Below are 22281 nucleotides of genomic sequence, written 5' to 3' on the forward strand. Positions count from 1 at the left end.
TCCCCCCGCGCCGACTTCCCGGCCATGCGTATCACTGACAGCGAGGGAGTTCGCACGATCACCTTCGACCGGCCCGAGGCGATGAACGCGATGACAACCCACATCGCGTCGGACCTCGCGGACGCCTTCGAGTCGCTCGACCCCGAGGAGCACGACGCCTGCGTCCTCACGGGCGAGGGGAAGGCGTTCTCCGCCGGCGGCGACATCCAGATGATGGCCGAGCGCGACTGGAACGCCGACGAGTCCTACGAGGTCATGACCTCGACGTTCGGCCGCGTCGCCGAGTCGGCCATCGAGTCTTCGGTGCCCATCGTCGCGAAGGTCAACGGCGACGCCGTCGGCGCGGGGATGGCGGTCACGCTCGTCGCCGACTTCGCCATCTCGGTCGACACCGCCCGCTTCGGCGCGGGCTTCGTCAAGGTCGGTCTCGTCCCCGACACGGGCGGGACGTTCCTCCTCCCGCAGATGCTGGGGCTGCGCACGGCGAAGGATCTCGCCATCACGGGACGGCTCGTCAGTGCCGAAGAAGCCGCCGAGATGGGAATCGTGAACGAGTCGGTCGCGGCCGAGGAACTGGACGCCGCCGTCGACGACCTCGTGGCAACGTTGAAAGAGCGACCGACACGCACCATCGGCCTCATTAAGGAGGGCATCCACGGCAACACGGGCCGCGGGTGGGCGGACGCACTGGACCGCGAGGCGATGCTGCAGGCCCGCGCGTACGACACCCCCGAACACACGGAGGGCGTCAGTGCCTTCTTGGAGAAGCGCGACCCCGAGTTCTGAGCGGTCGGCTCACAGACCGAGGAACGCCTCGGCGTTCTCCCAGAGGATCTTCCGCTGAACCTCCTCCGGGTAGTCGGTGTACTCGGCGAACTGCTGGAGCCACTTCTCGGGGCGAATCATCGGATAGTCGGTGCCGAACATCACCTTGTCCTTGAGCACCGTCCCGGCGTAGTGCAACACCTGGTCGTCGATATACTTCGGCAGCCAGCCCGAGAGGTCCATGTAGACGTTACCCTTCTGCTGGCAGATGGCGAGCTGTTGTTTCTCCCACGGGAACGCCGGATGAGCGATGAGAATCTGGAGGTCCGGATGGTCGGCGGCGACGTCGTCGATGAGCATCGGGTCGCCGTACTTGACCTTCAAGCCTCTCCCGCCCGGGCTGCCCGCGCCGAGCGTCGAGTTGCCGCCGTGGAAGACGACCGGGACGCCGAGGTCCTCGATTGTCGAAAAGAGCTGCTCGTGTTCGGGGTCGTTGGGGGCGAAGCCCTGGGCGATCTGCTGGAACTTGAACCCCGAGAGACCGAGGTCCTCGACGCAGCGTTCGGCCTCCTCGACGCAGTCCGGCTTGAGCGGGTCGACGCTCCCGAAGCCGACGAGGAAGTCCGGATAGTCGTCGCGCACTTCGGCGACGTAGTCGTTCGGCACGGGCGGATTGCCCGTGTTGGTCTCGGCGTCCCAGCCGAGCATGACCGCGCGGCCGATGCCGGTCTCGTGGTACTCCTCCAGCATCGCGTCGTAGTCCCAGGTGTGGATGTCGGTGCCGAATTTCTTTGCGGCGTCCTGCATCATTTCACCGCCAGCGTCTTTCAGGAACTCGGCGGTCGGCTGGTGGGCGTGTGTGTCGATAGCGCGGGGACTGTCCTCGGCGGCGAGGACGGGTATATGTGCCATACGTTCGTGATAGACTGGCGGCGAGAAAAGCGTATCCCGGCGAGGGTCGGGTCACCGGGAGGTCAGTCGTGGAGGGTCGCGTCGAGTCGGCTACTCCTCGCCCGCGCGGGTCTTGATGAGGAACTTCATGTCGCCTTCAAGGACGACCGTGCCGTCCTGCTTCGTCGTCGTGCAGTCGATGACGACGAGTCCGGCGTCGTCGCGGCTGCTCAACTCCTTCTGCTCGGTGACGACCATCTCCTGGGTGATGGTGTCGCCGACGAAGACGGGGTTCGGGAGGTCCATGTAGTTCATCCCGAGGAAGGCGAGGGCCGTCCGTTCGACGATGCCCGAGCGGTAGACGAAGCCCGTCGCCTGCACGAACGTCATCGGGCCGTGGGCGATGCGCTGGCCGAACTGGGTGTCCTCGGCGTACTCCTTGTTGGTGTGGAGTTCGGTCCAGTCACCCGAGAGCGCGGAGTGCATGACGAAGTCGGCCTCGGTCACGGTGCGGCCGACGCTCTCGAACTCGGTGCCGACGGTGAAGTCTTCGAAGTAGTGTGGCTCGTAACTGTAGGCCATAGCGCACCTACCCACAACAATGATAAAAGTTTGTGTACTTTCCGAGGGGGTGGGCTACGGTAAGGTTTAACAATGTGAGAAGCGATGGCACACGTGATGGAACGACGCCCGTTCGTGTGTCGAGACTGTAAGGAGCGCGTGAGTTCGATGGCCTACCGGTCCTCTTGCCCGGACTGCGGCGGCGGACTCAAACCGTGGCGGGCGACAGGGTAGTCGGCAGCGACCGAGCAGCCACACCGTCTCGACGGAGGAGTGTGACGAGCGGCCGGCTGTGTCACACCGCGAACAGTCCGGCCAACCCGCAGGCGTCTTATCGGCGGCGTCCGTATCCACCGAGTGACTACTATGAGTGACGAACAGGGGGAAGTCGGTGGGCCGGACCCGGCGTCGATTCGGTCGATCGCGGTGACCGCCGAGGACGTGATTTCGGCTGTCGAAGCCGCCGAACGGGGCCGTGAGCGAGTCGTCCTGCGCATCACTCCGCCGTTCTACGGCCGGATGCGCGCACGGATCCATCTCGAAGGCGGCGAGGGCGAGTACGACGGCGACGTCGCTCCCATCCATCTCGGGCCGGAGGCGTTCGTCGACGACGACGCTCCCGCGTATCCCGACGTCGACGAGACCGAAGACCGGTTGCGCGAGCGCGGCGAGTACGACGTCGAGACACACCGCGAGGCACACGAGGCGGCCGTCGAGGAGTGGCGGACGGCCCTCCGTCGACACGTCGTCGACGCTGTGACGCTCGAAACGGCGGACGGCTCACACCGTATCGACGTCAAGCTGCTCGGATAGAAGTCGTCGCGAGAACGCACGTCGACAGCGCGGCCGCTCGCCGGGTGAAAAACACGAAAAGTCGTCTAGTGCCGATGCCTCAGGGTCCGGCCTTACAGCCGCTGAAGGTTCTTCGCGCGCGGGCCCTTGTCGGCCTGCTCGATGTCGAATTCGACTTCCTGGCCCTCTTCGAGGTCAGGACCGCCGACGTCTTCCATGTGGAAGAACACGTCGTCGTCCGCGTCGTCAGTCTCGATGAAACCGTAACCGCCTGTGTCGTTAAAGAAAGCGACCTTACCTTTTGCCATTCGCAATTACTCCATCCCCTAGTCAGACGGTCGGCCGTATATACCTGTGGGTTCGGTTCGCAACCCGCGTAGACCCCGAACGTTAACCGCACAGACCCGAACACGCACGTATGCGACGGCGAGCGGTTCTCAGGGTGGCCCTCGACCTCGTCGTCCTCGTCGCCGTGGCCGGGCTCCTCGTCGCGGTCCACGAACTGCTGCCCGCGGCGACGCAGACACAGCTTGCGTTCGACCACGGCGCGCCCCGACCGCTCACGCTCGTCACGGCGGCCTACGTCCACGCCGACGACGCCCATCTCCTCGGCAATCTGCTCGGCTACGGCACGATGACGGCAGTCACGTATCTCGTGACCAGCCATCTCGGTCGCAGACGCTGGTTCTGGTGGACGAGCCTCTGTCTGTTCCTCCTCGTCCCCGTGCTCGTCAACCTCGCGAACTACGCGGTACTGTTGACGTGGTTTCCGGGTCTCACCCCGACCAACCGTGGCTTCTCGGGTGTCGTCGCCAGCTTCGGCGGCTTCCTCTTCGTCGCTGCCGCGGTCTTCGTCGGCGACGAGTACGGCCGCTCGGTCGGCGTCTACGTCGGCGAAGCAGCGGGTCTCCTCGTGCTCGCGTTGGTCACCGCGCGCGCCTCGGGGACGGTCTCGGTGCTCTCGGCAGGGCTGGTCGTCATCGGACTCGTCGCTGCGGTCTTCGGTGTCCGGCTGGAGCTCAAACGTGGTGGCGTCTCCGCCGCGGCCGACCGCCCCCGTCGACGCGTGTTGGCCGACGCTCTCTTCGCGGGGTCGCTGTTCGCCCTCGTAGGCATCCTCGTCTACGGTCTCGTCCCGACCACCGTCGTCGTCGACGGCCGGTTGACGAACGTCTTCGCGCACGCCGTCGGCTTCGCCTTCGGCGTCGTGCTCGCGCTCGCCACCGCCGCCCTCGACGGGCGAGTTGGTGCGGACGCTGGCTGGCCGAGACGGTGAGTGGGTGACGGCGCGTCGGAGCCAACGCGGCGGCGTCGAACCGTTTTTGCCGCGACGGCTGTACGGACCCGTATGGACAGCTACCGGCGTGGCAAGCAGGTCGACCGGAACAACGTCCGGGCGCGCGTCCGGGCACCGTACCGCGGCGTGCTGCCGCTCATCTGGGCCATCGGAGCCGTCTTGTTGCTCGTCGTGTCGCTCTTCGTCGGGCCGGACGGCGCGCTCGCCGTCGTCTTCGTGATGCATCTGTTCTTCGCGGGCATCATCCATCTCGACATCAAAGTCCAGCGCCGTCAGGGGCTGGAGTGGGGACTCTGGCGACATCTCTGGTTCGGGGCGGCCGTCGTCTTCCCGCTCGTCGCGCTCGTCTACTACCTCTACAGCGGGCGGAAGGTCCGCGCGGAGAACGAGCGACGGAACACGGGCGACGCTGACACCGGCGAGAGCGAGGGCGACGTCGACGAATCCGACGAGATCGACGAGACCGACGAGTGACGCGCCGTGCGAACGCCGCTCAGACCCAGCGGGAACGTTAATACTGTTGTGCAGCGAACATGAACCATGTCCGAACAGTGCGTTCGCCGACTGAGCTCGTTCTGCGGCGAACGGGTCGGCAGCGGCTTTCTCGGGTCGGTCTTCTACACCGACTCGGGGTTCACGAAGGTCCACAGCTCGCCCGAAATCCGGGCGGCGTTCTCCGCCGAGGAAGTCACCCGGCTCGTCGCACGTGCGCGAGCGATCCACCGGGCACTCGTCGAGGCGAGTCAGATCGGAAGCAGTCTCGGCGAGCCACAGTCGGTCGTGACGCAGTTCGAGCAGTTCTTCACCATCCAGCTGCCGATATCCGACTGCGACGGCGTCGTCCTCCTCTTCTCGCGTGACGTCGGACGCAACCTCTCGACGTTCGTCGACGAGTGTCGTTCCTTCGTCGGCGACGACGCCGACTCGATGGCGGTGTAAGCCGACGGCCGAAGACCGGTTGGCGGGAGTCATGGGAGTCCAGTGGCGCGGACGGGACGAGATGGAACGAGATGGAACGAGACGGGACGGAACGACAGACCACGAGCTATATCACGAACGACCCGGTAGGTTTCGCCATGTCTCGTTCAGCCCGTGGTGGTAGCAGTGCCATCCCGGACGTCTATCTCGTCGGTGCCGGACAGTCCGACTACGGCGCGTTCCCCGACGAGAGCTACCGCTCGCTCTTTCGGACCGCGTACGAAGCCGCCGTCGAGAGTGCGGGCGGCGTCGACCCCGGCGACGTCGACGAAGCGGTACTCGGCACGCTCGGCGTCGGCGGCCGCCAACTCGGCCTTCCCGGTCCCGCCGTCACCGAACACGTCGGCCTCCACGGCGTCACCTGCACGCGCGTCGAGAACGCCTGTGCGGCGTCGGGCTACGCGCTCCGACAGGCCGTAATGGCCGTCAAGAGCGGCATGGCCGACCTCGTGTTGGCAGGCGGCGTCGAAGTCATGACCGATATGTCGACGGAGGCGACGAAATACTGGCTCGGCGTCAGCGGCGAGACTGAGTGGGAGCGGCTGGCCGGGACGACCTTCTCTGGCGTCTACGCCCAGATGGCAGACGCCTACCTCCGCGAGTACGACGTCCCGCGCGAAGCAATGTCGCACGTCGCCGTCAAGAGCCACGCCAACGGCGCGAAGAACCCGCACGCGCATCTCCGCTTCACCTGCACCGTCGACGACGCCGAGTCGGGCACCGTCGTCGCCGACCCGCTCACGCTCTATCACTGCTGTCCGACCTCCGACGGTGCGGCCGCGGTCTTCGTCGCCAGCGAGGAGGTCGCCCAGTCGTACGACGACAAGGTGAAGATCACCGGTGTCGGCGCGGCGAGCGACCGTGTGGGGCTGTTCCAACGGGACTCCTACACGTCGGTCCCGGCCTCGAAAGCCGCGGGCGACGAGGCCTACGAGATGGCCGGAATCAGCCCAGGCGACCTCGACTTCGCGGAGGTCCACGACTGCTTCTCCATCGCCGAACTGCTCGCCTACGAGGACCTCGGCTTCTGCGAGCGTGGCGAGGCGGGTGACCTCGCGCTCTCGGGGACGACCGCTATCGACGGCGAGTTGCCAGTGAACACCTCCGGCGGCCTCAAGTCGAAGGGCCACCCCATCGGCGCGACGGGTGCGGGCCAGGCCGTCGAGGCGTTCAAGCAGTTGACGGGCGGGGCGGGCGAGCGACAGCTGGACGACCCCCAGCGCGGGCTGACGCACAACGTCGGCGGCAGCGGCGGCGCGGCCGTCGTCCACGTCTTCGAGCGCGAGGACGCGGAGCCTGCTGGGAGCACGGACGGCGCGGAGGGCGGAGAATGACCGACGGGCGCGGCAGCGCGGTCGGTATCGCGGGTATCGGGGTCTACCTCCCGCGGGCCCGTATCGACGCCGAGACCGTCCGCGAGGCGTGGGGGCAGTTCTCGGCTGCAGGGGTGCAGTCGAAGGCCGTCGCCGGTGCGGACGAGGACAGCCTGACCATGGCCGCCGACGCGGCCGAACGGGCACTCGACGCTGCCGGTGTCGACGCGACCGCTCTCGAACAGCTCGTGCTCGCGACGACGACCCCGCCGTTGGCCGAGGAGGACCCGACGGCGCGACTCGGCGAGTTCCTCGGTGTCGACGCCGCGACACCGCGTCGCTTCTTCACCGGCAGTACCCGCGCCGGGACGCAGGCACTCGGGACGGCCGAACCGGGCGAGACGCCCGCGCTCGTCGTCGCCGCCGACTGCCCGCGGGGGGAGCCGAACAGCCCCGAGGACCACGCCGCCGGTGCGGGAGCGGCGGCGTTCGTCCTGAGCGAGGCTGGAGCGGCGAAGTTCGTCGACCACGCCGAGTACGCCGTCGACTATCCGGGGACGCGGTTCCGTAGACAGGGGAGCGAGCGGGTCGAAGGTCTCGGCGTGAGTGCCTACGACCGCCAGGCGTTCGTCGAGTGCGTCGCGGGGGCGGTCAGCGGTCTCGACAGCGACCCCAATCCGTCCGCCGTCGCCCTCCAGGCACCGGACGGCAAGCTGCCGTACCGCGTGACCGGCGCGCTCGGCGTCGACGCGGAGGCTATCTCCTCCGTCACACCGATCCACGAGTTCGGCGACCTCGGGGCGGCCAGCCCGCTCGTCGCGCTCGCGACGGCACTCGACGCTGGCCACGAGCGCGTGTTGACCGTCGGCTACGGGGGCGGCGCGGGTGCTGACGCGCTGGTCGTCGCCTGTGAGGCCGACGGCCCCGACGACTTCCCGCCCGTCGAAACGAGCGACACCGAGGGAGTACAGGTCAGCTACGCTGAGTATCTGCGACTCCGGGGCGAACTCACCGGCGAGCCACCGGCGGGCGGCGGGGCCGCGGTCTCTGTGCCCTCGTGGCGACGGACGCACGAGGCGCGGTACCGCCTCGTCGCGGGCAAGTGCGCCGAGTGCGGCGCGCTCACCTTCCCGCCGGAGGGTGCCTGTCGCGCGTGCCACGCGCTCGACGAGTTCGAGCGCGTCGAGTTGCCCCGAGAGGGAGAGATAGAGACGGTGACGACCGTCTCGCCCGGTGGCGCGCCGCCGGAGTTCGCGCAGTTCGGCGCGCGCGGCGGCGACTTCGCGGTCGCGCTCGTCGCCTTCGAACACGCGGGCGAGACGGTGAGTATGCCGCTACAGGTCGTCGACACCGACCCCGAGGCAGTCAGCGCGGGCGACGCTGTCGAGGCGACGAGACGGCGGATCTACACACAAGAGGGCGTGACGCGCTACGGGACCAAAGTCCGGCCGCTCGACTAATTCGGCCAGTTTGACTACTCGGAGAACCGCGCCAGCGACTCGCCCGCTTCCAGCGCGAGCAGTCGGCGTTTGAGGTCGGTCCCGGCCTCCGCGGAGAAGCCGCCGAGACCGTCGGCGGCGACGACGCGGTGACAGGGAACGACGATGGGGACGGGGTTGGCTCCGCAGGCCTGCCCGACCGCCTGCGCCGAACTGCCGAGGTCGGCCGCGAGGTCGCCGTAGGTGCGCGTCTCGCCGTACGGAATCGCGGACATCAGCCGCATCACGTCGCCGAGGAGACCGTCGGGATAGTCGACGGGTACGTCGAACGCTTGCAGCTCACCGCGGCCGTAGGCGGCGAGTCGCGCCCGTAGCTCGTCTTCGTCGACGTCGAGATACGACTCGTCGAGACTCATCTCCGAGTCGAGCATATCGAAGCGCATGGGACGCTGTAGGCGAGCGGGGGATATGTAGCCCGCTGGTGTCGGGTAGCGAACTTCTGACTACCACTCGGGCAGCGGCTCGATGCGGAACACGTAGTCGTCGTAGGCCGCGTCGAGTCGTGTCGGCCCCTCCTCCTCGGTGTGGCGGTGACAGAGGAGCGCGGCCGCCTCAACGGGGTCGTTGCTGGTCTCTTCGAGGTAGCGTTCGAGGACGACGAACGTCGCCGGTTCCGAACAGCCGCGGCGACGGCAGACCGGACGCTCGTCGGCCACGGGTTCGACCGCCTCGACGCCCAACTCCTCCTCGGACTCGTCGTCCAGCTCTTCGTCGAGCGATTCGGGTTCGGACTCGTCGAGCCGGTCCAGTGCTGTTTCGAGTTCCCGGCGTCGCTGGCGACGCTCTGCCTGCCGTGCCTGTTCGACTCGTCCGCGCTTCGTGTCGGCCATACCCGTAAGACGCGGGAGGACGGGATAACACTGTGCCGCGCTCGACATCTCACGAAGAGAATGATTTACCTCCCCTGCGGCGAGCGTTTCTTCATGAACGTTTGTGTGCTTGGTGCGGGCACGATGGGCCACGGCATCGCCCAGGTGAGCGCGATGGGTGGCCACGACGTGGTCCTCCGCGACATCAACCAGAACATCGTCGACGAGGGGCTAGAGCACATCCGCGAGAACCTCCAGGGCGGCGTCGACCGCGACAAGGTGACCGAGAGCGAGCGCGACGCCGCACTCGACCGTATCGAGGGGACGACGGACCTCGCTGCGGCCGTCGCCGACGCGGACCTCCTCGTCGAGGCAGTCCCCGAGGACGAGGAACTGAAACAGAAGGTGCTCGCGGAGGCCGAAGGGCACGCCCCCGCCGACTGCGTCGTCGCCAGCAACACCTCCTCCATCTCGGTGACGGGCATCGCGAGCGCGCTCTCGGACCCCTCGCGGGCCGTCGGCCTGCACTTCTTCAACCCCGTGCACATCATGGGGCTGGTCGAAGTCGTCGTCGCCGAACAGACAAGCGACGCGACGAGGGAGTTCGCCGAGGTGTTCGTCGAGAGCGTCGGCAAGACCGCCGTCGTCGTCGAGGACTCCCCCGGCTTTGCGACCTCGCGGCTCGGCGTCGCACTCGGCGTCGAGGCGATGCGGATGGTCCAGGAGGGCGTCGCCAGCCCCCGCGACATCGACGCGGCGATGGAACTCGGCTACAACCATCCGATGGGTCCTATTGAACTCGGCGACGTGGTCGGACTCGACGTCCGTCTGGGCATCCTCGAACACCTTCGAGAAGAGCTCGGCGAGCGGTTCCGGCCGCCGACGATACTGCGAAAGAAGGTCCGGGCGGGGAAGCTGGGTAAGAAGTCGGGCGAAGGATTCTACGTCTGGGAGGACGGCGAGATCGTCGGTGTCTCTGGAGAGGTGGAGGATGAGTAACGACGACAGCTCATCGGTCCTCGATGTCGCCGCCGGCTGCGACCTCGTTCGCGTCGAAATCGACGCGCGCGCCGAGTACGTCGCCACTGTCACTATCGACCGGCCGGAGGCCCGCAACGCGCTGAACGGCCAGATTCGCGACGAACTGAAGCGCGTCTTCGCGGCCGTCGCAGACGACGAGTCGGTTCGGGTGGTCGTCCTCACCGGAGCCGACGAGGCGAAGGCGTTCGTCGCCGGAGCGGACGTGAAAGAGCTGCGCGAGCGCGGCGTCGTCGAACAGCGCGAGGCGAGCGAGCGGCCGCGGGTCTACGAGGCCGTCGCCGACTGTCCCAAGCCGGTCATCGCGCGGGTCAACGGCCACGCCCTCGGCGGCGGCTGCGAACTCGCGCAGGCCTGCGACGTCCGCATCGCCCGCGCAGACGCCAAACTGGGCCAACCCGAGATCAACCTCGGGCTGATTCCCGGCGGCGGCGGCACGCAACGGCTGACCCGTCTCGTCGGCCCGGGGCAGGCGATGCGGCTCGTGCTCTCGGGGGAACTCGTCGACGCGACAGAGGCGGCCGACATCGGTCTCGTCGAGGAGGCGGTCGCGCCCGACGAGTTGGACGCGCGCGTCGACGACCTCGCCAGAAAGATGGCGTCGAAGAGTCCGCTCGCGCTCCAGCGGGCGAAGGAGGCGGTGCAGGCGGCCTCGCGGCTGGACCTCGATGCGGGTCTCGACTACGAGAAGGAGCTGTTCGTCGGCCTGTTCGCGACCGAAGACAAGAACGAGGGCATCGACGCGTTCTTCGAGGACAGAGCTCCCGAGTGGCAGGGACGCTGAGTACGAAAGCCCGCACCGCCGTCGACGTGTCAGAGGCGTCGTCGACGGCAGCCCGGACAGTATATCTATATATTTTCCAGATATATCAACGCGGCGGCTACCACAGCGCGTACCCTTTTGTCGGTGGCTCCCAGAGCGAACGACATGAGCAGGGGAGAGCAGTCGACGGCCGACGAGACGTCGTCCGGAGCCGACGGGCCACGAGAGCGGCCGCGAGTCGACGACCTGCTCGACGAACTCGAACTCTTGGAGCAGCAGGTCCGAGCCCCCGAGGCCAAGGCACAGCTGGCGGAGACGATGCGGCTGGCCCGACGCCTCGACATCGACACGCGCGGGACCTTCGGCAACGTCGTTACGGGCGGCTTCGACCGGACCGACGCTGCCGAGGCACTCGTCGGCAGCGTCGTCTTCGGCATCCCGATGCTCGTCGAGAGCGGAACGCTGGAGGTCGGTTCGTTCGTCGCCGGCAACGTCGCCTATCTCGTTGGGACGCTCGCGTTCACCGTCGTGCTCGTCCACGGGCTCATCTACGTCGCCGACTTCCAGGAGGTCGAGGTGGTCAACCCGGTCCTCGGCCTCGTCCCGCGCCGCATGGTCGGCGTGCTCTCCATCTCGGCGGCGACGGCGACGGCGTTGATGACGGTCTGGGGCCGCGTCGACTGGTCGACGCCGTGGGTCGCTGCCTGCCAGGTGAGCGTCTGTTTCGTCGCGATGGCCATCGGTGCGGCACTCGGTGACATCCTCCCCGGAAGCTAGCCCCACATCTCAACGAACCGGCCATACGGCTTATCTACGAGTCGCTGGTAGTCCCGAAGGAGCATGACCACACGTCGGAGCGTACTCGCTGGGGTTCCCGGACTGCTTGCACTGAGCAGCGGCTGTGCGGGTCTCGGCGGGTCGGACGCGCTGACCTTCGAAGCGTCGACGGCTAGAACCGAAGCGAGCGTGGCCTCGGAGGCGAACTACGAACTCGACGGCGTCGAGGACCTCACCATCGAGCGTGAGTTCGCAGGCCAGACGGCCACGGCGATCAACCGCGTCGCGACGTACGAGAAATCGCTGTCGATTCCGCTCGTCGGGTCGGCGCGGCTGGGTGTCTTCGCCGCCATCGCCACCCCGGCCATCGAGATCGCGGGCGAGACGTTCAACCCCGTCGGTGACTACGACAACGACCAGCTCGTCCAGTTGCTTCAGAGCAACTACGAGGGGATCAGCAACGCCCAGGAGGTCTCCTCGCAGACCGTCGCCGTCCTCGGAACGGACACGTCCGTGACGAAGTTCCGGGCGACGGCGGACTTCAACGGGCAGGACGTCGACGTCAACATCCACGTCACGAAGGTCCGCAGCGGCGCGGACTTCGTGGCCTGTTTCGGCGTCTATCCGAGACGGCTGGACGAACAGGAGAACGTGCTGTCGATGATGACAGCGATGCAGCATCCGGTCGAGTCCAGTAGCTGACGCCGGCAACGCTTTTCTCTCCGGGCCGCAAGCGCGATGACATGAACGCCGAACTCGTCGCAGGCGGGCTCCTCACCGGACTCGGTGTCGTCGGCTACCTCGTCGGTGCCGTCGCGCCGTATCCCGGACGCGCCTTCTCGTTGAGCGGCGTGATGGTCGGTATCACGCTCTTGGCCATCGGCTACGGGAGAGCCGGAGTATGACCCAGGCCATCGTCTACACCGCCGACGGCATCGACCGCTACGACGACCTCGAACGCGCCAAGCGGGCTGCCGGGACGACGTGGGTCCGCGCCGAGACCGACGACCACGACGAACTCCAGCGCGTGGCGGACGTCTTCGGCATCCATCCGCTCTCTGTCGAGGACATCCACCGTGACGTCCGACCGAAGACCGAGCTGTTCCCGAACCACACTTTTGTCCTCGTGAAGACGGCCTCGCTGCGCCGCGGAGAGACGACGTTCGACGAAGAGCTTCGCACCAAGCAGGTCGGACTGTTCATCGGGTCGGACTGGCTCGTCACGCTCTCGGTCTCGGAGATGCCCGCGGTCGAGGTGGTCTGGGACAACATCGAAAACGGCGAGTCGCGCGCCCGGCGGTTCGGGCCGGACTTCGCGGCCTACCGCGTCGTCGACCGCGTCGTCGACGACTACTATCTGCTGCTCGACGACGTGGAGACGACCATCGAGGCCATCGAGGACGGCATCCTCGGCGGTCCCGACCAGACGATCCTCGAAGCGCTGAACGCGGTCCGTCGCGACCTGCTCTCGTTTCGGAAGGTCGTCTGGCCGACCCGCGAGGCGGTCAACGTCCTCGCTCGCGGCGACCCCGACGAGGTGCGCGACGCGACCGAGAAATACTACCGCGACGTTTACGACCATCTCGTCCAGCTGGCCGACCTCACGGAGACCTACCGCGACCTCGCCCGTGGTGCACGGGACATCTACCAGAACGCCGTCGCCCAGTCGACCAACGAGGTGATGAAGACACTGACCGTCGTCGCCACCGTCATCCTGCCGCTGACGCTCGTCGTCGGCGTCTTCGGGATGAACTTCTCGGGCGGTCCGTTCAATATGCCCGAGCTGGGCTGGACGTACGGCTATCCGGCGATCATGCTTGGCATGGCGGCAGTCTCGTTCGTCTTGCTCGTCTACTTCCGACGGGAAGGCTGGCTCTGAACCAGGAGCAACCGTTATATGTGTAGAATCGTTCTCTTTGCGGAACCGTTAAGTTACTCAACAACACGCACGTCGTAGCCGGTTTCCACCCCGAGATGGCGGCAAAGAGCGTTCTATCGCTTGGTTTACGGCGACACACATCAGCGATAGCTTTATATACTTTTCGCGCTTACTACTGGTAACGGACGGTACCCGGGATATCTGTCTTTTCCCCCTCCCGACGAGGCAGTCGTCCGCCCACCCATCATGACCGAAACGAACATCAGACGATACAGCAGCAGCACAGCCGAGCAGGAGAGTGAGCGACAGACAGAGAGCGAGGAGATTCGACTCTGCCCCGAGTGTGAGGGCCGACTCGTCACCGACGAAGAACACGGCGAACTCGTCTGCGGTGACTGTGGTCTCGTCGTCGAGGAAGGCAACGTCGACCGCGGCCCGGAGTGGCGCGCGTTCGACAGTGCCGAGCGTGACTCGAAGTCCCGCGTCGGTGCCCCCACGACGAAGATGATGCACGACAAGGGACTGTCGACCAACATCGGCTGGCAGGACAAAGACGCCTACGGCAAGACCCTGTCGAGCCGCCAACGCCAGCAGATGCAGCGGCTCCGCACGTGGAACGAGCGGTTCCGCACTCGCGACTCCAAAGAGCGCAACCTCAAGCAGGCACTCGGCGAGATCGACCGCATGGCCTCCGCACTCGGCCTGCCGCAGGCCGTCCGCGAGACCGCGTCGGTCATCTACCGCCGCGCGCTCGCCGAGGACCTCCTGCCGGGACGCTCCATCGAGGGCGTCGCCACCGCCGCGCTCTACGCGTCGGCCCGACAGGCCGGGACGCCCCGCTCGCTCGACGAGATCGCGAGCGTCTCCCGCGTCGAGAAGATGGAGCTGACCCGGACGTACCGCTACATCGTCCGCGAGCTCAAGCTGGAGATCCAGCCCGCCGACCCCGAGCAGTACGTCCCGCGGTTCGCGAGCGACCTCGGTCTCTCCGACGAGGCCGAACGCCGGGCGCGCGAACTGCTCCGCACGGCAAAGGAAGCAGGCATCCACAGCGGCAAGTCGCCGGTCGGTCTCGCCGCCGCCGCCGTCTACGCCGCGTCGCTCCTGACCAACGAGAAGGTCACACAGAACCAGGTGTCGAACGTCGCCAACATCAGCGAAGTCACCATCCGAAACCGGTACAAGGAACTCCTCGAAGCCGAGGACCTCGGCCTGTTCGTCTGATGGTGTGTGGCGGCCGGTCGCCTTTTTATCCCGTTTCTCCCCTGCGCCGACGAGGTAGGTCTCAAAAGTCTGTTGGCGCGCAAACTTTTATTGAGCCAGCAAGCGCACGAGTGAGTATGGTCGAAGCGTTTGTCCGTCTTCTGTGCCCGGAGTGTGGGAAGGAGTGGGAGTCCACCCCCACGGATTTACCGGAGACACGGCAGAACTTCAGCTGTCCGAACTGTCACGCGACGCGGCGGCTGACGGAGTTCATGCGGACCGAACGCGATCTCGAAATCGTCCGGCAGTTCGAGTAGGCTACTGCTCTGCGACCGACGACCGCGCGCCGCAGGCGTCGCACTTCAGCAGTGTCGCACCTTTTTCGGAGACGAGCTGTGTGTCCGGGAGTCCACACTCCGAACACAGGACGTACTGGTCGACGTAGTCGTCGAGCGCGTCAGCGAGCCGTCGCTGTTTGAACGAGCCGGTCAGCCGGGCGCGGCCACGGTCGTCGAGTTGGGCACTCGTCCCGAGGTCCGTCTGGAGGAAGCTGAGGAGCTGTCGGTCCTCGCGGTCCAGTCGGTCGAGCGTCTCCTGGAAGTTCTCGTAGATGGTGACGTTTCCCTCGGGACGGACCGCTGGCGTGGGGACCTCGAACCGGTCGTCCGTCGCTTCGACGTCCGGTGCCGCCTCCATCGCACGGTCGAGTTGGTCCTCGTATCCCATGTCTCAACGGTGGACGTCCCGAGACAAAAAACGTTCAGGACTACTGTCGCTACGCGGTGATATCTGCCGCGTTAGCGGCTATCTACGCACTCGTGTGTTAACGAGACTCAAGATAATAATATAACCCTCCAGTGGTAACTTGGCGTTGCTCATGAAGAAGCAGGAGCTCATCCACCTACACGGCCTGCTTGCAGAGGTACAGAACCAGTGCGAAAAATGGGAGGGCGATGAATTCCCAATGACCGAGTATCAGAACCTCGGCGTACGACCAACATCTATCCACAAATCGAAGACCGACCACAAAGCTGCTGTTTTCAAACTCGCCAAGGGAATCACGAAATCGGTGAGCGACGCCGAGACCGAACCCCTGGCTGCTCAGGCGGACTAATCTCTCGTCATCTCCTCGCTGCTCTCAGACCGACCAGCTACGCGTCTTGCTCGTCGTCCACCGTTTCGGGGACGACCTCCGTCGAGAGGGTCTTCAGCGGAATGTTGTCGAGACGCATTCCGATCTCCTTCCGAGCGATGCGACGGGCGTGTTCCTCACGCTCGACGTTGAACACGGTCATCTCCAGTTCGAGCGCGACGAGTGCCTCGTCGGCAGCGATGAACGCCGGCGGGAGCTCCTCGCCGGACTCCGTCTCCCGGTGAGCCATGTCGATCTCGACGTGGTTGAGGTCTGGATTGAGCATCTCCCCCGTCTTCGAGATGGCGATACGGACGGCTTCGTCGGCCGTCTCTACGTCGTACACGGGGACTGCTGCCTCGACGACGACTCTGCAATCCATATGTCATGTTTGTCTGTCATCGTGTAAGAAGCTTCGGCCAAACACGCCGCTCGGTGGTCGAGAGAAACGAGGGGAAACCCCTCGAAGAGGCGGACGGTCCGGGCAAGAGCCATCCACCCCGTAGAGATAGCGAAGGGAACGAGTTCCCTACCGCGGCTCTGTCAGTCCGGGCAAGGCCGACGGAGCCGCGTTCGCTGCCGGTGTTGTGTCAGAGGCACCCCGGCATCACTCTCTTTCTCCCCATCCATCTTTACCTCACGCCTCGGGTAGTTTCGTCAACTCCTGAAATTAGACATTTAAAACTTTCTCTGTTTTATATATAATCGTCTCATCCGAACCCTTATAGTCACTGTGCCGACTAAACTACCCGATGACACGACCGGACCCCGCCGAAGTGATGGCCGTCATCGCACGCCGTGGGCGGGTGTTGCGAGCGGTCGACGCCGAGGGGGTCCGGAAGCGAACACTCGTCAGCGAGTTGGACGTTTCGCGGTCGACGGTCGACCGGAGTATCCGCGAACTGGAGTCGGTCGGCTTCATCGAACGCGCCGACGAAGGCGGCTACCGACGGACGCTTCCGGGGGAGCTTGCCCTCGAAGAGTACGACCGGTTCGCGTCCTGCATCGACGGCGTCCTCTCGGGTATCGACGTGCTGTCCCTCCTACCCGCGGACGCGCCGTGTGACAGCCGGATTCTCGACGACGCGACGGTCGTCTTAGCAGAGCGGCACTCGCCGCACGTCCCGGTCAACCATATGAGCGATCTCGTTGCGCGGGCGACGAGGATCTGGTCGGTCGCCCCCGCAGTCCTGCCCCAGCAGGTGTCGATCTACCACGAACGGCTCACGACGAGCGACCTGTCGGCGCGGCTCACACTCACCGATGCGGTCGTCGAACATCTCGTCAGCCGTTACGAGACGGAGCTGCGCGAGGCACTCGCGACGGGGAACCTCGATATCAGACGGACGGACCAGTCGCTCCCGTACAGCCTCGTCGCGGCCGAGACGGCCGACGGGTCGGAAATGGGGCTGCTCGTCTACGCCGAGAGCGGCGTCAGGGGCTTCATCGGCAACGACGATCCCGACGCGTTCGAGTGGGCCAAACGACAGGTGAACACGTACTGGGACGCGGCGACACCGCTCAACGGCGTCGCCGACGGTAGCGTGACCGACAACAGGTAGCTATTACCACCCGCGCCGGGATGTGAGTCTCATGTTCCCGCCGATACCGTACCTCGAATGGATCGAGGGTCGGCCCGAAGAAGCGACGTACGACCTCGGTTCGAGCGACCTCCGACAGGACGAACCGACAGATGACGTCGTTCCACCTGCGCTCGTCGGACTCGCCCCACCCGAAGGCGACGTCACACTACGCACACAACTCGCGGCGTGCTACGACGTCGGCGAGTCGAACGTCCTCGTCACGGCGGGGGCGACACACGCGAACTTCCTCGCTGCAGCTGCAGCTATCGACCTCGCCGGAGGTGCCGACCTGGACGCGGCGGCCGGACCACAGCTACTCGTCGAGAAACCGGGATACCAGCCGCTCGTCGCGACACCCGAGGCACTCGGCGCACGCGTCGACCGGTTCTTCCGACCGGCCGAAGGCGACTATCCGCTGGTCCCCGAACGTGTCGCGAACGCGGCCGACGACGTCGCGCTGGTCAGTGTGACGAACCGCCACAATCCGAGCGGACGGCTGAGCAGTCGCGAGACGCTGGCCGAGCTGGCACGCGTCGTCGCCGACGACGGCGGCTACCTCCTCGTCGACGAGGTCTATGGTCCGTACGTCGAGACAGTCGACGACGGCCCGTTCGGGGGCGTCACGGCTGCGGGGCTACCGAACACCGTCGTCACCAACTCGCTCACCAAGTTCCACGGACTGGGTGGGCTGCAAGTCGGCTGGCTCGTCGGGCCGGAGCGGTTCGTCGAGCGGGCGAGAAAGGTGATGCAGCACGTTCCGGCGGTCGCAGAGCCGAGCGTCGCACTGGCTCGGCGGGCACTCCACCACGAAGAACAGCTCACGATGGACGCGCGAGCACTGCTCCGAACGAACCACGGGCAGCTGGCGTCGTTCGTCGAGGGACGTGGTGATCTGGCTGGTCCGCTCTTCGACGGGAGCACCTTCGGCTGTTTCGCACACGAGACCGCCGACGGCGACGCGGTTGCGACGGCGGCGTGGGACCGGGGCGTCCTCGTCGTCCCCGGTCGGTTCTTCGGCCAACCCGACGCGTTTCGGCTGTCGCTCGGCCGTTCGCCCGACGAGGTGGAGGCGGGGCTGTCGGTGTTGGGTGACGTCCTCGATTCGCTGTGAGCGCGTGAGCGAAGCGACCGGAGCTATCGAGCGGCGGAACAGGGCGGAAGACAGACAATGCGGGCGGCGAGCAGACGACGCTGGTGGCGGTGACGGTCACGAGGGAGTGCGTCGTACGACGGCGGCGTCCCCCGCGGCGACGGTCAGTGCATGGGGTCGGTTGGCCGCCTCTCCGGACAAAAAGTCTCGCGTCGGTGCTACCGGAGCAGCGCGTCGACTTTCTCGATAGGATGTGGCGGGTCGCCCGTCTCGCCCGTCTTCTCGGCCAGCTGTGAGCGACAGGAGGCTCCGGGGGCGACGACCTCGTCGCCGGGGCTGTCGTCGACCTGGTCGTAGAGGATGCGGCCGATGGCCTTACTCATCGAGAGATGTTCGGTCTCGTAGCCGAAGGACCCGGCCATCCCACAGCAGGTCGAGTCCAGCGGGTCGACCTCGTAGCCGGCCCGGCGGAGCACGCCGACCGCGTGGTGGTCCTTCTTCGTCGACTTCTGGTGGCAGTGGCCGTGGTAGGTGAGCGACTCGGTCGGACTGTCGAAACGCAGGTCATCGGTCAGCCGGAAGATGTCGAGATACTCCATCACGCCGTAGCTGTTTGCTGCGACGGTCTCGACGTCGTCGCCGGAGAGCAGGTCGAGATAGTCCGACTGGAACATCACGGCGTCGGAGGGTTCGACGACGACGACGTCCCAGCCCGCTTCGACCTCGGGTGCGAGGGCGTCGACGTTCTGTCGGGCCTCGGCGCGGGACTTGTCGAGGAACCCCTTCGAGTGTGCCGGTCGGCCGCTCGAAGCGACGTCGCGCGGGACCCGGATGTGGACGCCCGCGGCTTCGAGGACGCGGACGGCAGCCTTGCCAGCCTCTGGATGGTTGTAGGTGGTGTACGTGTCCGGAAACAGGAGGACCGTCCGCGTGGCCTGTGAGTACGGCACCTGCGCCCCGCCGCGGTCGCGGAACCAGTCGACGAAGCTCTCGCGGTGGAAGGTCGGCAGGTCCCGGTCGGCTGCGATGCCGATTGTCGACTCCATCAGACTCCGGACGCCCGGAACCTTCGTCGCCCAGTTCGACAGCGGCGCGAACGCCGAGCCGAGTTTGGAGAACGTGTCGATGTTTGCAAAGAGGTGGTCGCGGGCACTGGCTCCGTTTCGTTCGTGGTGTTCGTGGGTCACCTCGGCTTTCAGCTTCGCCATGTCGACCTCGCTCGGGCAGTCCTTCGAACAGCCCTTACAGCCGACACAGAGGTCGAGCACCTCGTGGACGAACTCCTCGGAGAACTGTTCGTCCTCGGGGAGGTCGCCGCTCATCGCCTGCCGGAGCATATTGGCCCGGCCGCGCGTCGACTGAATCTCCTCTTCGGCCGCGCGGAAGGTCGGACACATCACCCCGCCCGTGGTGTCCTGCATCCCGCGACAGCCCGCACAGCCGTGACAGAGTTCGACCATCCCCTGCATCCCGTTCTCGTTGTCCCACTCCAGTGCCGGGTCGAACCCGGCGTCGAACTCGTACGCCGGCGAGAACCGGAGCTGTTCGGTCATGTCGTGGGCCGTCGTCGGGCCGGGCGTGTGTCCCGGTCCGTCGCCGACAGCGTCGGTCTCGGCGAGTTCGTCGGGTGCGTAGCCACAGATGTTGCCCGGATTGAGCAGCCACTGTGGGTCGAAGGCGGTCTTGAGGTCGCGAAAGGCCCGCCACAGCCGGTCGCCGTACAGCTTCCGGTTCCACTGGGTCCGGGCACGGCCGTCGCCGTGTTCCCCGGAGACCGAGCCGCCGTACTCGACGACGAGGTCCGTGGCGGCGTCGGCGATAGCCTCGAACGTCGCCAGTCCCTCGGCTGTCTTCGTGTTGACCAGCGGCCGGATGTGGAGCACGCCCGGCCCGGCGTGGGCGTAATAGGAGGCGAACGTGTCGTGCTCGTCGAGGATGGCTTGGAAGTCGGCGACGTAGTCCGGCAGGTTCTCCGCCGGGATGGCGGTGTCCTCGATGTAGGCGATATGTTTGGCGTCGGAGGTGCGCGAGAGGAGGATAGGCAGCCCGGACTTGCGCATCTTCCAGAACTTCGCGCGCGTGTCGGCGTCGTGGGCCTCCATCGCCGTGACGGCGTACCGGGCTTTGTCGGTCGCGACGCGGTCGTCGCTCGGGTCGGTTTCGGTGTCGACGTCCCCCACTCTGTCGGCGACGAGGTCGGCGACCTGCTGGCGACCGTGGTCGTCGTCTTCGGCGTAGAACTCGACGAGCAGCACCGAGTCGGTCCCCTCGGGGAGCAGCCCGACGACGTCGCGGAACTCCGCGGTCTCGCGGGCCAGATCGAGCAGCACGTCGTCCATGACTTCCACTGCTGCGGGGTCGTGTTCGAGGATGGGCGCGACGTCCTCCATCGCGTCGAGCACGTCGTCGTAGGTCAGGAGGGCGACGGCGGCCGTGTTCGGCACGGGTTCCAGCGAGACGGTCGCCTCGGTGACGATGCCAAGGGTTCCCTCGCTGCCCGCGAGCAAGCGGGCGAGGTTGACCGTCCCCGGTTCGCTGTCGGGGTCGACGGCCCTGTCGTCGGGCGTCCGACGCTCGCCACGGAACTCGTCAAGCAGCATATCGAGGTTGTAGCCCGAGACGTTGCGCTTGAGGTCCGGATAGCGCGCGTCGATCTCGTCGGCCTCTTCGTCGAGGATTCGGACGACTTCGGCGTAGATCCGTGGAAGGAGGTCGTCTGCGTCGGCGTCGGCCTCCTCGCGCAGCGTGTCGACGGCGACCTCGCCGAAGCGGGTGACCGTCCCGTCGGCGAGGACCACTTCGGCCTCCTCGAGGTAGTAGTCGGTCTTGCCGTACTTCAGCGAGTGTGAGCCGGTGGAGTTGTTGCCGATGGCACCGCCGAGGGCGGACTTGTCGCCCCACGCAGGGTCGGGCGCGAACTTCAGTCCGTGCGCTTCGAGTTCTTTGTTGAGGTCGCCGAGGCGGACGCCGGTCTGAGCAGTAGCCGTCCGGGCGGCGGGGTCGACGTGCTCGACGTCGGCCATGTGCGTCATCAGGTCGAGGACGACCGCCTCGTTGACCGTCTGGCCCGCGAGGCTCGTGCCGCCGCCGCGTGGGAGGACCGGAATCCCGCGGTCGGCACAGTAGGAGACGACGGCGACGACGTCGGCGGTCGAGGTGGGCATGACGACGCCGATGGGAGTCTGTTCGTAGGCCGATGCGTCGGTGGCGTAGAGCTGTCGCGAGTAGGAGTCGAACCGGACCTCGCCGTCGACGAGCCGTTCGAGGTCGGCGACGAGTCCGGGGCGAGCGACGTCGTCGCTCACGTAGTCGTAGTTCGCTCCCTCCGTCGCGGGGTCAGGGTCGGGAGCGTCGTCTGGGACGTGTGAGGCCATCTGTCCCACGCTTCGCGTGTAGCCGTCTAAAAACCGGGGCCTGCTGCAATCGAGGCTGTGACGGTCCGCTGCAATCGAGGAGGTGAACGGTCGGTGCCGGGCGACGAGCACGGCCGCACTGCCACGGGAGCCGCGTCAGACAGCCGTCTGCCGTCCGCGTGCCGAGAGCGGCCAGAACGGCCGTCCAGGGCCAGCAGTGCTACGAACAATTAAGACGTGGGACTTCAACACAGTGCGTATGGACGAGACACCACAAGAGATTACCACGCTTGTCGGCCGGGAGGTCTACTCGAACAACGGCGTGTTCGTCGGTGAGGTCGAAGACGTCCGTCTCGACCTCGACCAAGAGGTGGTCACCGGGCTGGCACTGGGCGAACTGAACGGCGAACTGTTCAGCGGTCGTATCGACCGCGGGATGGGGGTCCTCCTGCCGTACCGCTGGGTTCGCGCCGTCGGCGACGTCATCCTCGTCAACGACGTCATCGAGCGGCTCGAGTCGCCCGAACAGGACAACGAAGTCGTCGCCTGACCGAACAC

Annotated in this window: 27 protein-coding genes; 19 read left to right on the top strand and 8 right to left on the bottom strand. The window is 66.4% G+C overall.

The window, feature by feature from the left end; genetic code table 11:
• Positions 1 to 24: 24 nt before the first annotated feature.
• Positions 25 to 786, top strand: a complete 762-nt coding sequence (locus BLR57_RS13215) for an enoyl-CoA hydratase/isomerase family protein (protein ID WP_089698253.1) — start codon at positions 25 to 27, stop codon at positions 784 to 786.
• Positions 787 to 795: 9 nt separating this feature from the next.
• Here the strand turns inward: BLR57_RS13215 and BLR57_RS13220 are convergent, their stop codons facing one another.
• Complete coding sequence (locus tag BLR57_RS13220) at positions 796 to 1677, bottom strand: amidohydrolase family protein (protein ID WP_089698255.1); 882 nt, start codon at positions 1675 to 1677, stop codon at positions 796 to 798.
• 90 nt (positions 1678 to 1767) lie between these two features.
• The gene (locus BLR57_RS13225; protein ID WP_089698257.1) at positions 1768 to 2238 is read right to left on the bottom strand and encodes a MaoC/PaaZ C-terminal domain-containing protein; all 471 of its coding nucleotides are present in this window, start codon (positions 2236 to 2238) and stop codon (positions 1768 to 1770) included.
• A 345-nt stretch (positions 2239 to 2583) separates the two neighbouring features.
• Between BLR57_RS13225 and BLR57_RS13230 the strand changes: the two genes are divergently transcribed.
• The gene (locus tag BLR57_RS13230) at positions 2584 to 3030 is read left to right on the top strand and encodes a DUF8009 family protein (RefSeq protein ID WP_089698259.1); all 447 of its coding nucleotides are present in this window, start codon (positions 2584 to 2586) and stop codon (positions 3028 to 3030) included.
• Positions 3031 to 3122: 92 nt separating this feature from the next.
• On the opposite strand, the gene BLR57_RS13235 is transcribed toward BLR57_RS13230, so the two are convergent.
• Entirely contained in the window at positions 3123 to 3317 is a 195-nt protein-coding gene (locus BLR57_RS13235; RefSeq protein ID WP_089698261.1) for a cold-shock protein, read from the bottom strand.
• Between the two features lie 110 nt (positions 3318 to 3427).
• On the opposite strand from BLR57_RS13235, the gene BLR57_RS13240 reads away from it, so the two are divergent.
• The 5 genes from BLR57_RS13240 (at position 3428) to BLR57_RS13260 (ending at position 8057) form a co-directional block, all read left to right on the top strand.
• Positions 3428 to 4285, top strand: a complete 858-nt coding sequence (locus BLR57_RS13240) for a hypothetical protein (RefSeq protein WP_139173347.1) — start codon at positions 3428 to 3430, stop codon at positions 4283 to 4285.
• A 72-nt stretch (positions 4286 to 4357) separates the two neighbouring features.
• A complete protein-coding gene (locus BLR57_RS13245; RefSeq protein WP_089698265.1) occupies positions 4358 to 4780 on the top strand; it encodes a hypothetical protein in 423 nt (140 codons plus the stop codon).
• A gap of 66 nt (positions 4781 to 4846) precedes the next feature.
• Complete coding sequence (locus tag BLR57_RS13250) at positions 4847 to 5245, top strand: DUF7522 family protein (RefSeq protein WP_089698268.1); 399 nt, start codon at positions 4847 to 4849, stop codon at positions 5243 to 5245.
• A 170-nt stretch (positions 5246 to 5415) separates the two neighbouring features.
• Entirely contained in the window at positions 5416 to 6618 is a 1203-nt protein-coding gene (locus tag BLR57_RS13255) for a thiolase domain-containing protein (RefSeq protein ID WP_089698416.1), read from the top strand.
• On the top strand, positions 6615 to 8057 hold the full coding sequence (locus tag BLR57_RS13260) for a zinc ribbon domain-containing protein (RefSeq protein WP_089698270.1): 1443 nt from the start codon (positions 6615 to 6617) through the stop codon (positions 8055 to 8057). Before BLR57_RS13255 ends, BLR57_RS13260 begins: the two co-directional genes overlap by 4 nt.
• A gap of 14 nt (positions 8058 to 8071) precedes the next feature.
• Here BLR57_RS13260 and BLR57_RS13265 read toward each other — a convergent pair whose 3' ends face one another.
• Positions 8072 to 8479 (bottom strand): methylated-DNA--[protein]-cysteine S-methyltransferase, encoded by a 408-nt coding sequence (locus tag BLR57_RS13265; RefSeq protein WP_089698272.1) that lies wholly within the window; start codon positions 8477 to 8479, stop codon positions 8072 to 8074.
• Between the two features lie 60 nt (positions 8480 to 8539).
• Positions 8540 to 8926, bottom strand: a complete 387-nt coding sequence (locus BLR57_RS13270) for a hypothetical protein (protein WP_089698274.1) — start codon at positions 8924 to 8926, stop codon at positions 8540 to 8542.
• A 93-nt stretch (positions 8927 to 9019) separates the two neighbouring features.
• Here BLR57_RS13270 and BLR57_RS13275 point away from each other — a divergent pair, with 93 nt between their 5' ends.
• From BLR57_RS13275 to BLR57_RS13305, 8 genes are all read left to right on the top strand, one after another.
• Positions 9020 to 9904: a 3-hydroxyacyl-CoA dehydrogenase family protein gene (locus tag BLR57_RS13275; RefSeq protein ID WP_089698275.1), complete on the top strand. Its 885-nt coding sequence runs from the start codon at positions 9020 to 9022 to the stop codon at positions 9902 to 9904.
• Positions 9897 to 10727, top strand: coding sequence for an enoyl-CoA hydratase/isomerase family protein (locus BLR57_RS13280; protein WP_089698277.1), 831 nt, complete (start codon positions 9897 to 9899; stop codon positions 10725 to 10727). Before BLR57_RS13275 ends, BLR57_RS13280 begins: the two co-directional genes overlap by 8 nt.
• A 144-nt stretch (positions 10728 to 10871) precedes the next feature.
• Complete coding sequence (locus BLR57_RS13285; protein WP_089698279.1) at positions 10872 to 11483, top strand: DUF2391 family protein; 612 nt, start codon at positions 10872 to 10874, stop codon at positions 11481 to 11483.
• 63 nt (positions 11484 to 11546) lie between these two features.
• Entirely contained in the window at positions 11547 to 12185 is a 639-nt protein-coding gene (locus BLR57_RS13290; protein WP_089698280.1) for a DUF6517 family protein, read from the top strand.
• A 41-nt stretch (positions 12186 to 12226) separates the two neighbouring features.
• Positions 12227 to 12388, top strand: a complete 162-nt coding sequence (locus tag BLR57_RS19460) for a hypothetical protein (RefSeq protein WP_170830639.1) — start codon at positions 12227 to 12229, stop codon at positions 12386 to 12388.
• Positions 12385 to 13362 carry a magnesium/cobalt transporter CorA gene (gene corA, locus BLR57_RS13295; RefSeq protein WP_089698282.1) on the top strand — a complete coding sequence of 326 codons (978 nt, stop codon included), beginning with the start codon at positions 12385 to 12387 and terminating at the stop codon, positions 13360 to 13362. Before BLR57_RS19460 ends, corA begins: the two co-directional genes overlap by 4 nt.
• Before the next feature lie 246 nt (positions 13363 to 13608).
• Positions 13609 to 14586 carry a transcription initiation factor IIB gene (locus BLR57_RS13300; RefSeq protein ID WP_089698284.1) on the top strand — a complete coding sequence of 326 codons (978 nt, stop codon included), beginning with the start codon at positions 13609 to 13611 and terminating at the stop codon, positions 14584 to 14586.
• Between the two features lie 116 nt (positions 14587 to 14702).
• On the top strand, positions 14703 to 14882 hold the full coding sequence (locus BLR57_RS13305; RefSeq protein ID WP_089698286.1) for a DUF7836 family putative zinc-binding protein: 180 nt from the start codon (positions 14703 to 14705) through the stop codon (positions 14880 to 14882).
• Position 14883: 1 nt separating this feature from the next.
• On the opposite strand, the gene BLR57_RS13310 is transcribed toward BLR57_RS13305, so the two are convergent.
• Positions 14884 to 15291: a translation initiation factor IF-2 subunit beta gene (locus BLR57_RS13310; protein ID WP_089698288.1), complete on the bottom strand. Its 408-nt coding sequence runs from the start codon at positions 15289 to 15291 to the stop codon at positions 14884 to 14886.
• Between the two features lie 151 nt (positions 15292 to 15442).
• Between BLR57_RS13310 and BLR57_RS13315 the strand changes: the two genes are divergently transcribed.
• A complete protein-coding gene (locus tag BLR57_RS13315) occupies positions 15443 to 15679 on the top strand; it encodes a UPF0058 family protein (protein ID WP_089698290.1) in 237 nt (78 codons plus the stop codon).
• 37 nt (positions 15680 to 15716) lie between these two features.
• On the opposite strand, the gene BLR57_RS13320 is transcribed toward BLR57_RS13315, so the two are convergent.
• A complete protein-coding gene (locus BLR57_RS13320; protein ID WP_089698292.1) occupies positions 15717 to 16079 on the bottom strand; it encodes a DUF555 domain-containing protein in 363 nt (120 codons plus the stop codon).
• A 370-nt stretch (positions 16080 to 16449) separates the two neighbouring features.
• Between BLR57_RS13320 and BLR57_RS13325 the strand changes: the two genes are divergently transcribed.
• On the top strand, positions 16450 to 17259 hold the full coding sequence (locus BLR57_RS13325; protein WP_089698294.1) for a helix-turn-helix transcriptional regulator: 810 nt from the start codon (positions 16450 to 16452) through the stop codon (positions 17257 to 17259).
• Positions 17260 to 17281: 22 nt separating this feature from the next.
• Entirely contained in the window at positions 17282 to 18391 is a 1110-nt protein-coding gene (locus BLR57_RS13330) for a pyridoxal phosphate-dependent aminotransferase (protein WP_089698296.1), read from the top strand.
• A 197-nt stretch (positions 18392 to 18588) separates the two neighbouring features.
• Here the strand turns inward: BLR57_RS13330 and BLR57_RS13335 are convergent, their stop codons facing one another.
• A complete protein-coding gene (locus tag BLR57_RS13335) occupies positions 18589 to 21744 on the bottom strand; it encodes an FAD-binding and (Fe-S)-binding domain-containing protein (RefSeq protein ID WP_089698299.1) in 3156 nt (1051 codons plus the stop codon).
• Between the two features lie 238 nt (positions 21745 to 21982).
• On the opposite strand from BLR57_RS13335, the gene BLR57_RS13340 reads away from it, so the two are divergent.
• A complete protein-coding gene (locus BLR57_RS13340; protein WP_089698301.1) occupies positions 21983 to 22273 on the top strand; it encodes a PRC-barrel domain-containing protein in 291 nt (96 codons plus the stop codon).
• The last annotated feature ends 8 nt before the right edge of the window (positions 22274 to 22281 follow it).

Origin of the sequence: Halogranum gelatinilyticum, assembly GCF_900103715.1 — an archaeon.
GTDB lineage: Archaea > Halobacteriota > Halobacteria > Halobacteriales > Haloferacaceae > Halogranum > Halogranum gelatinilyticum.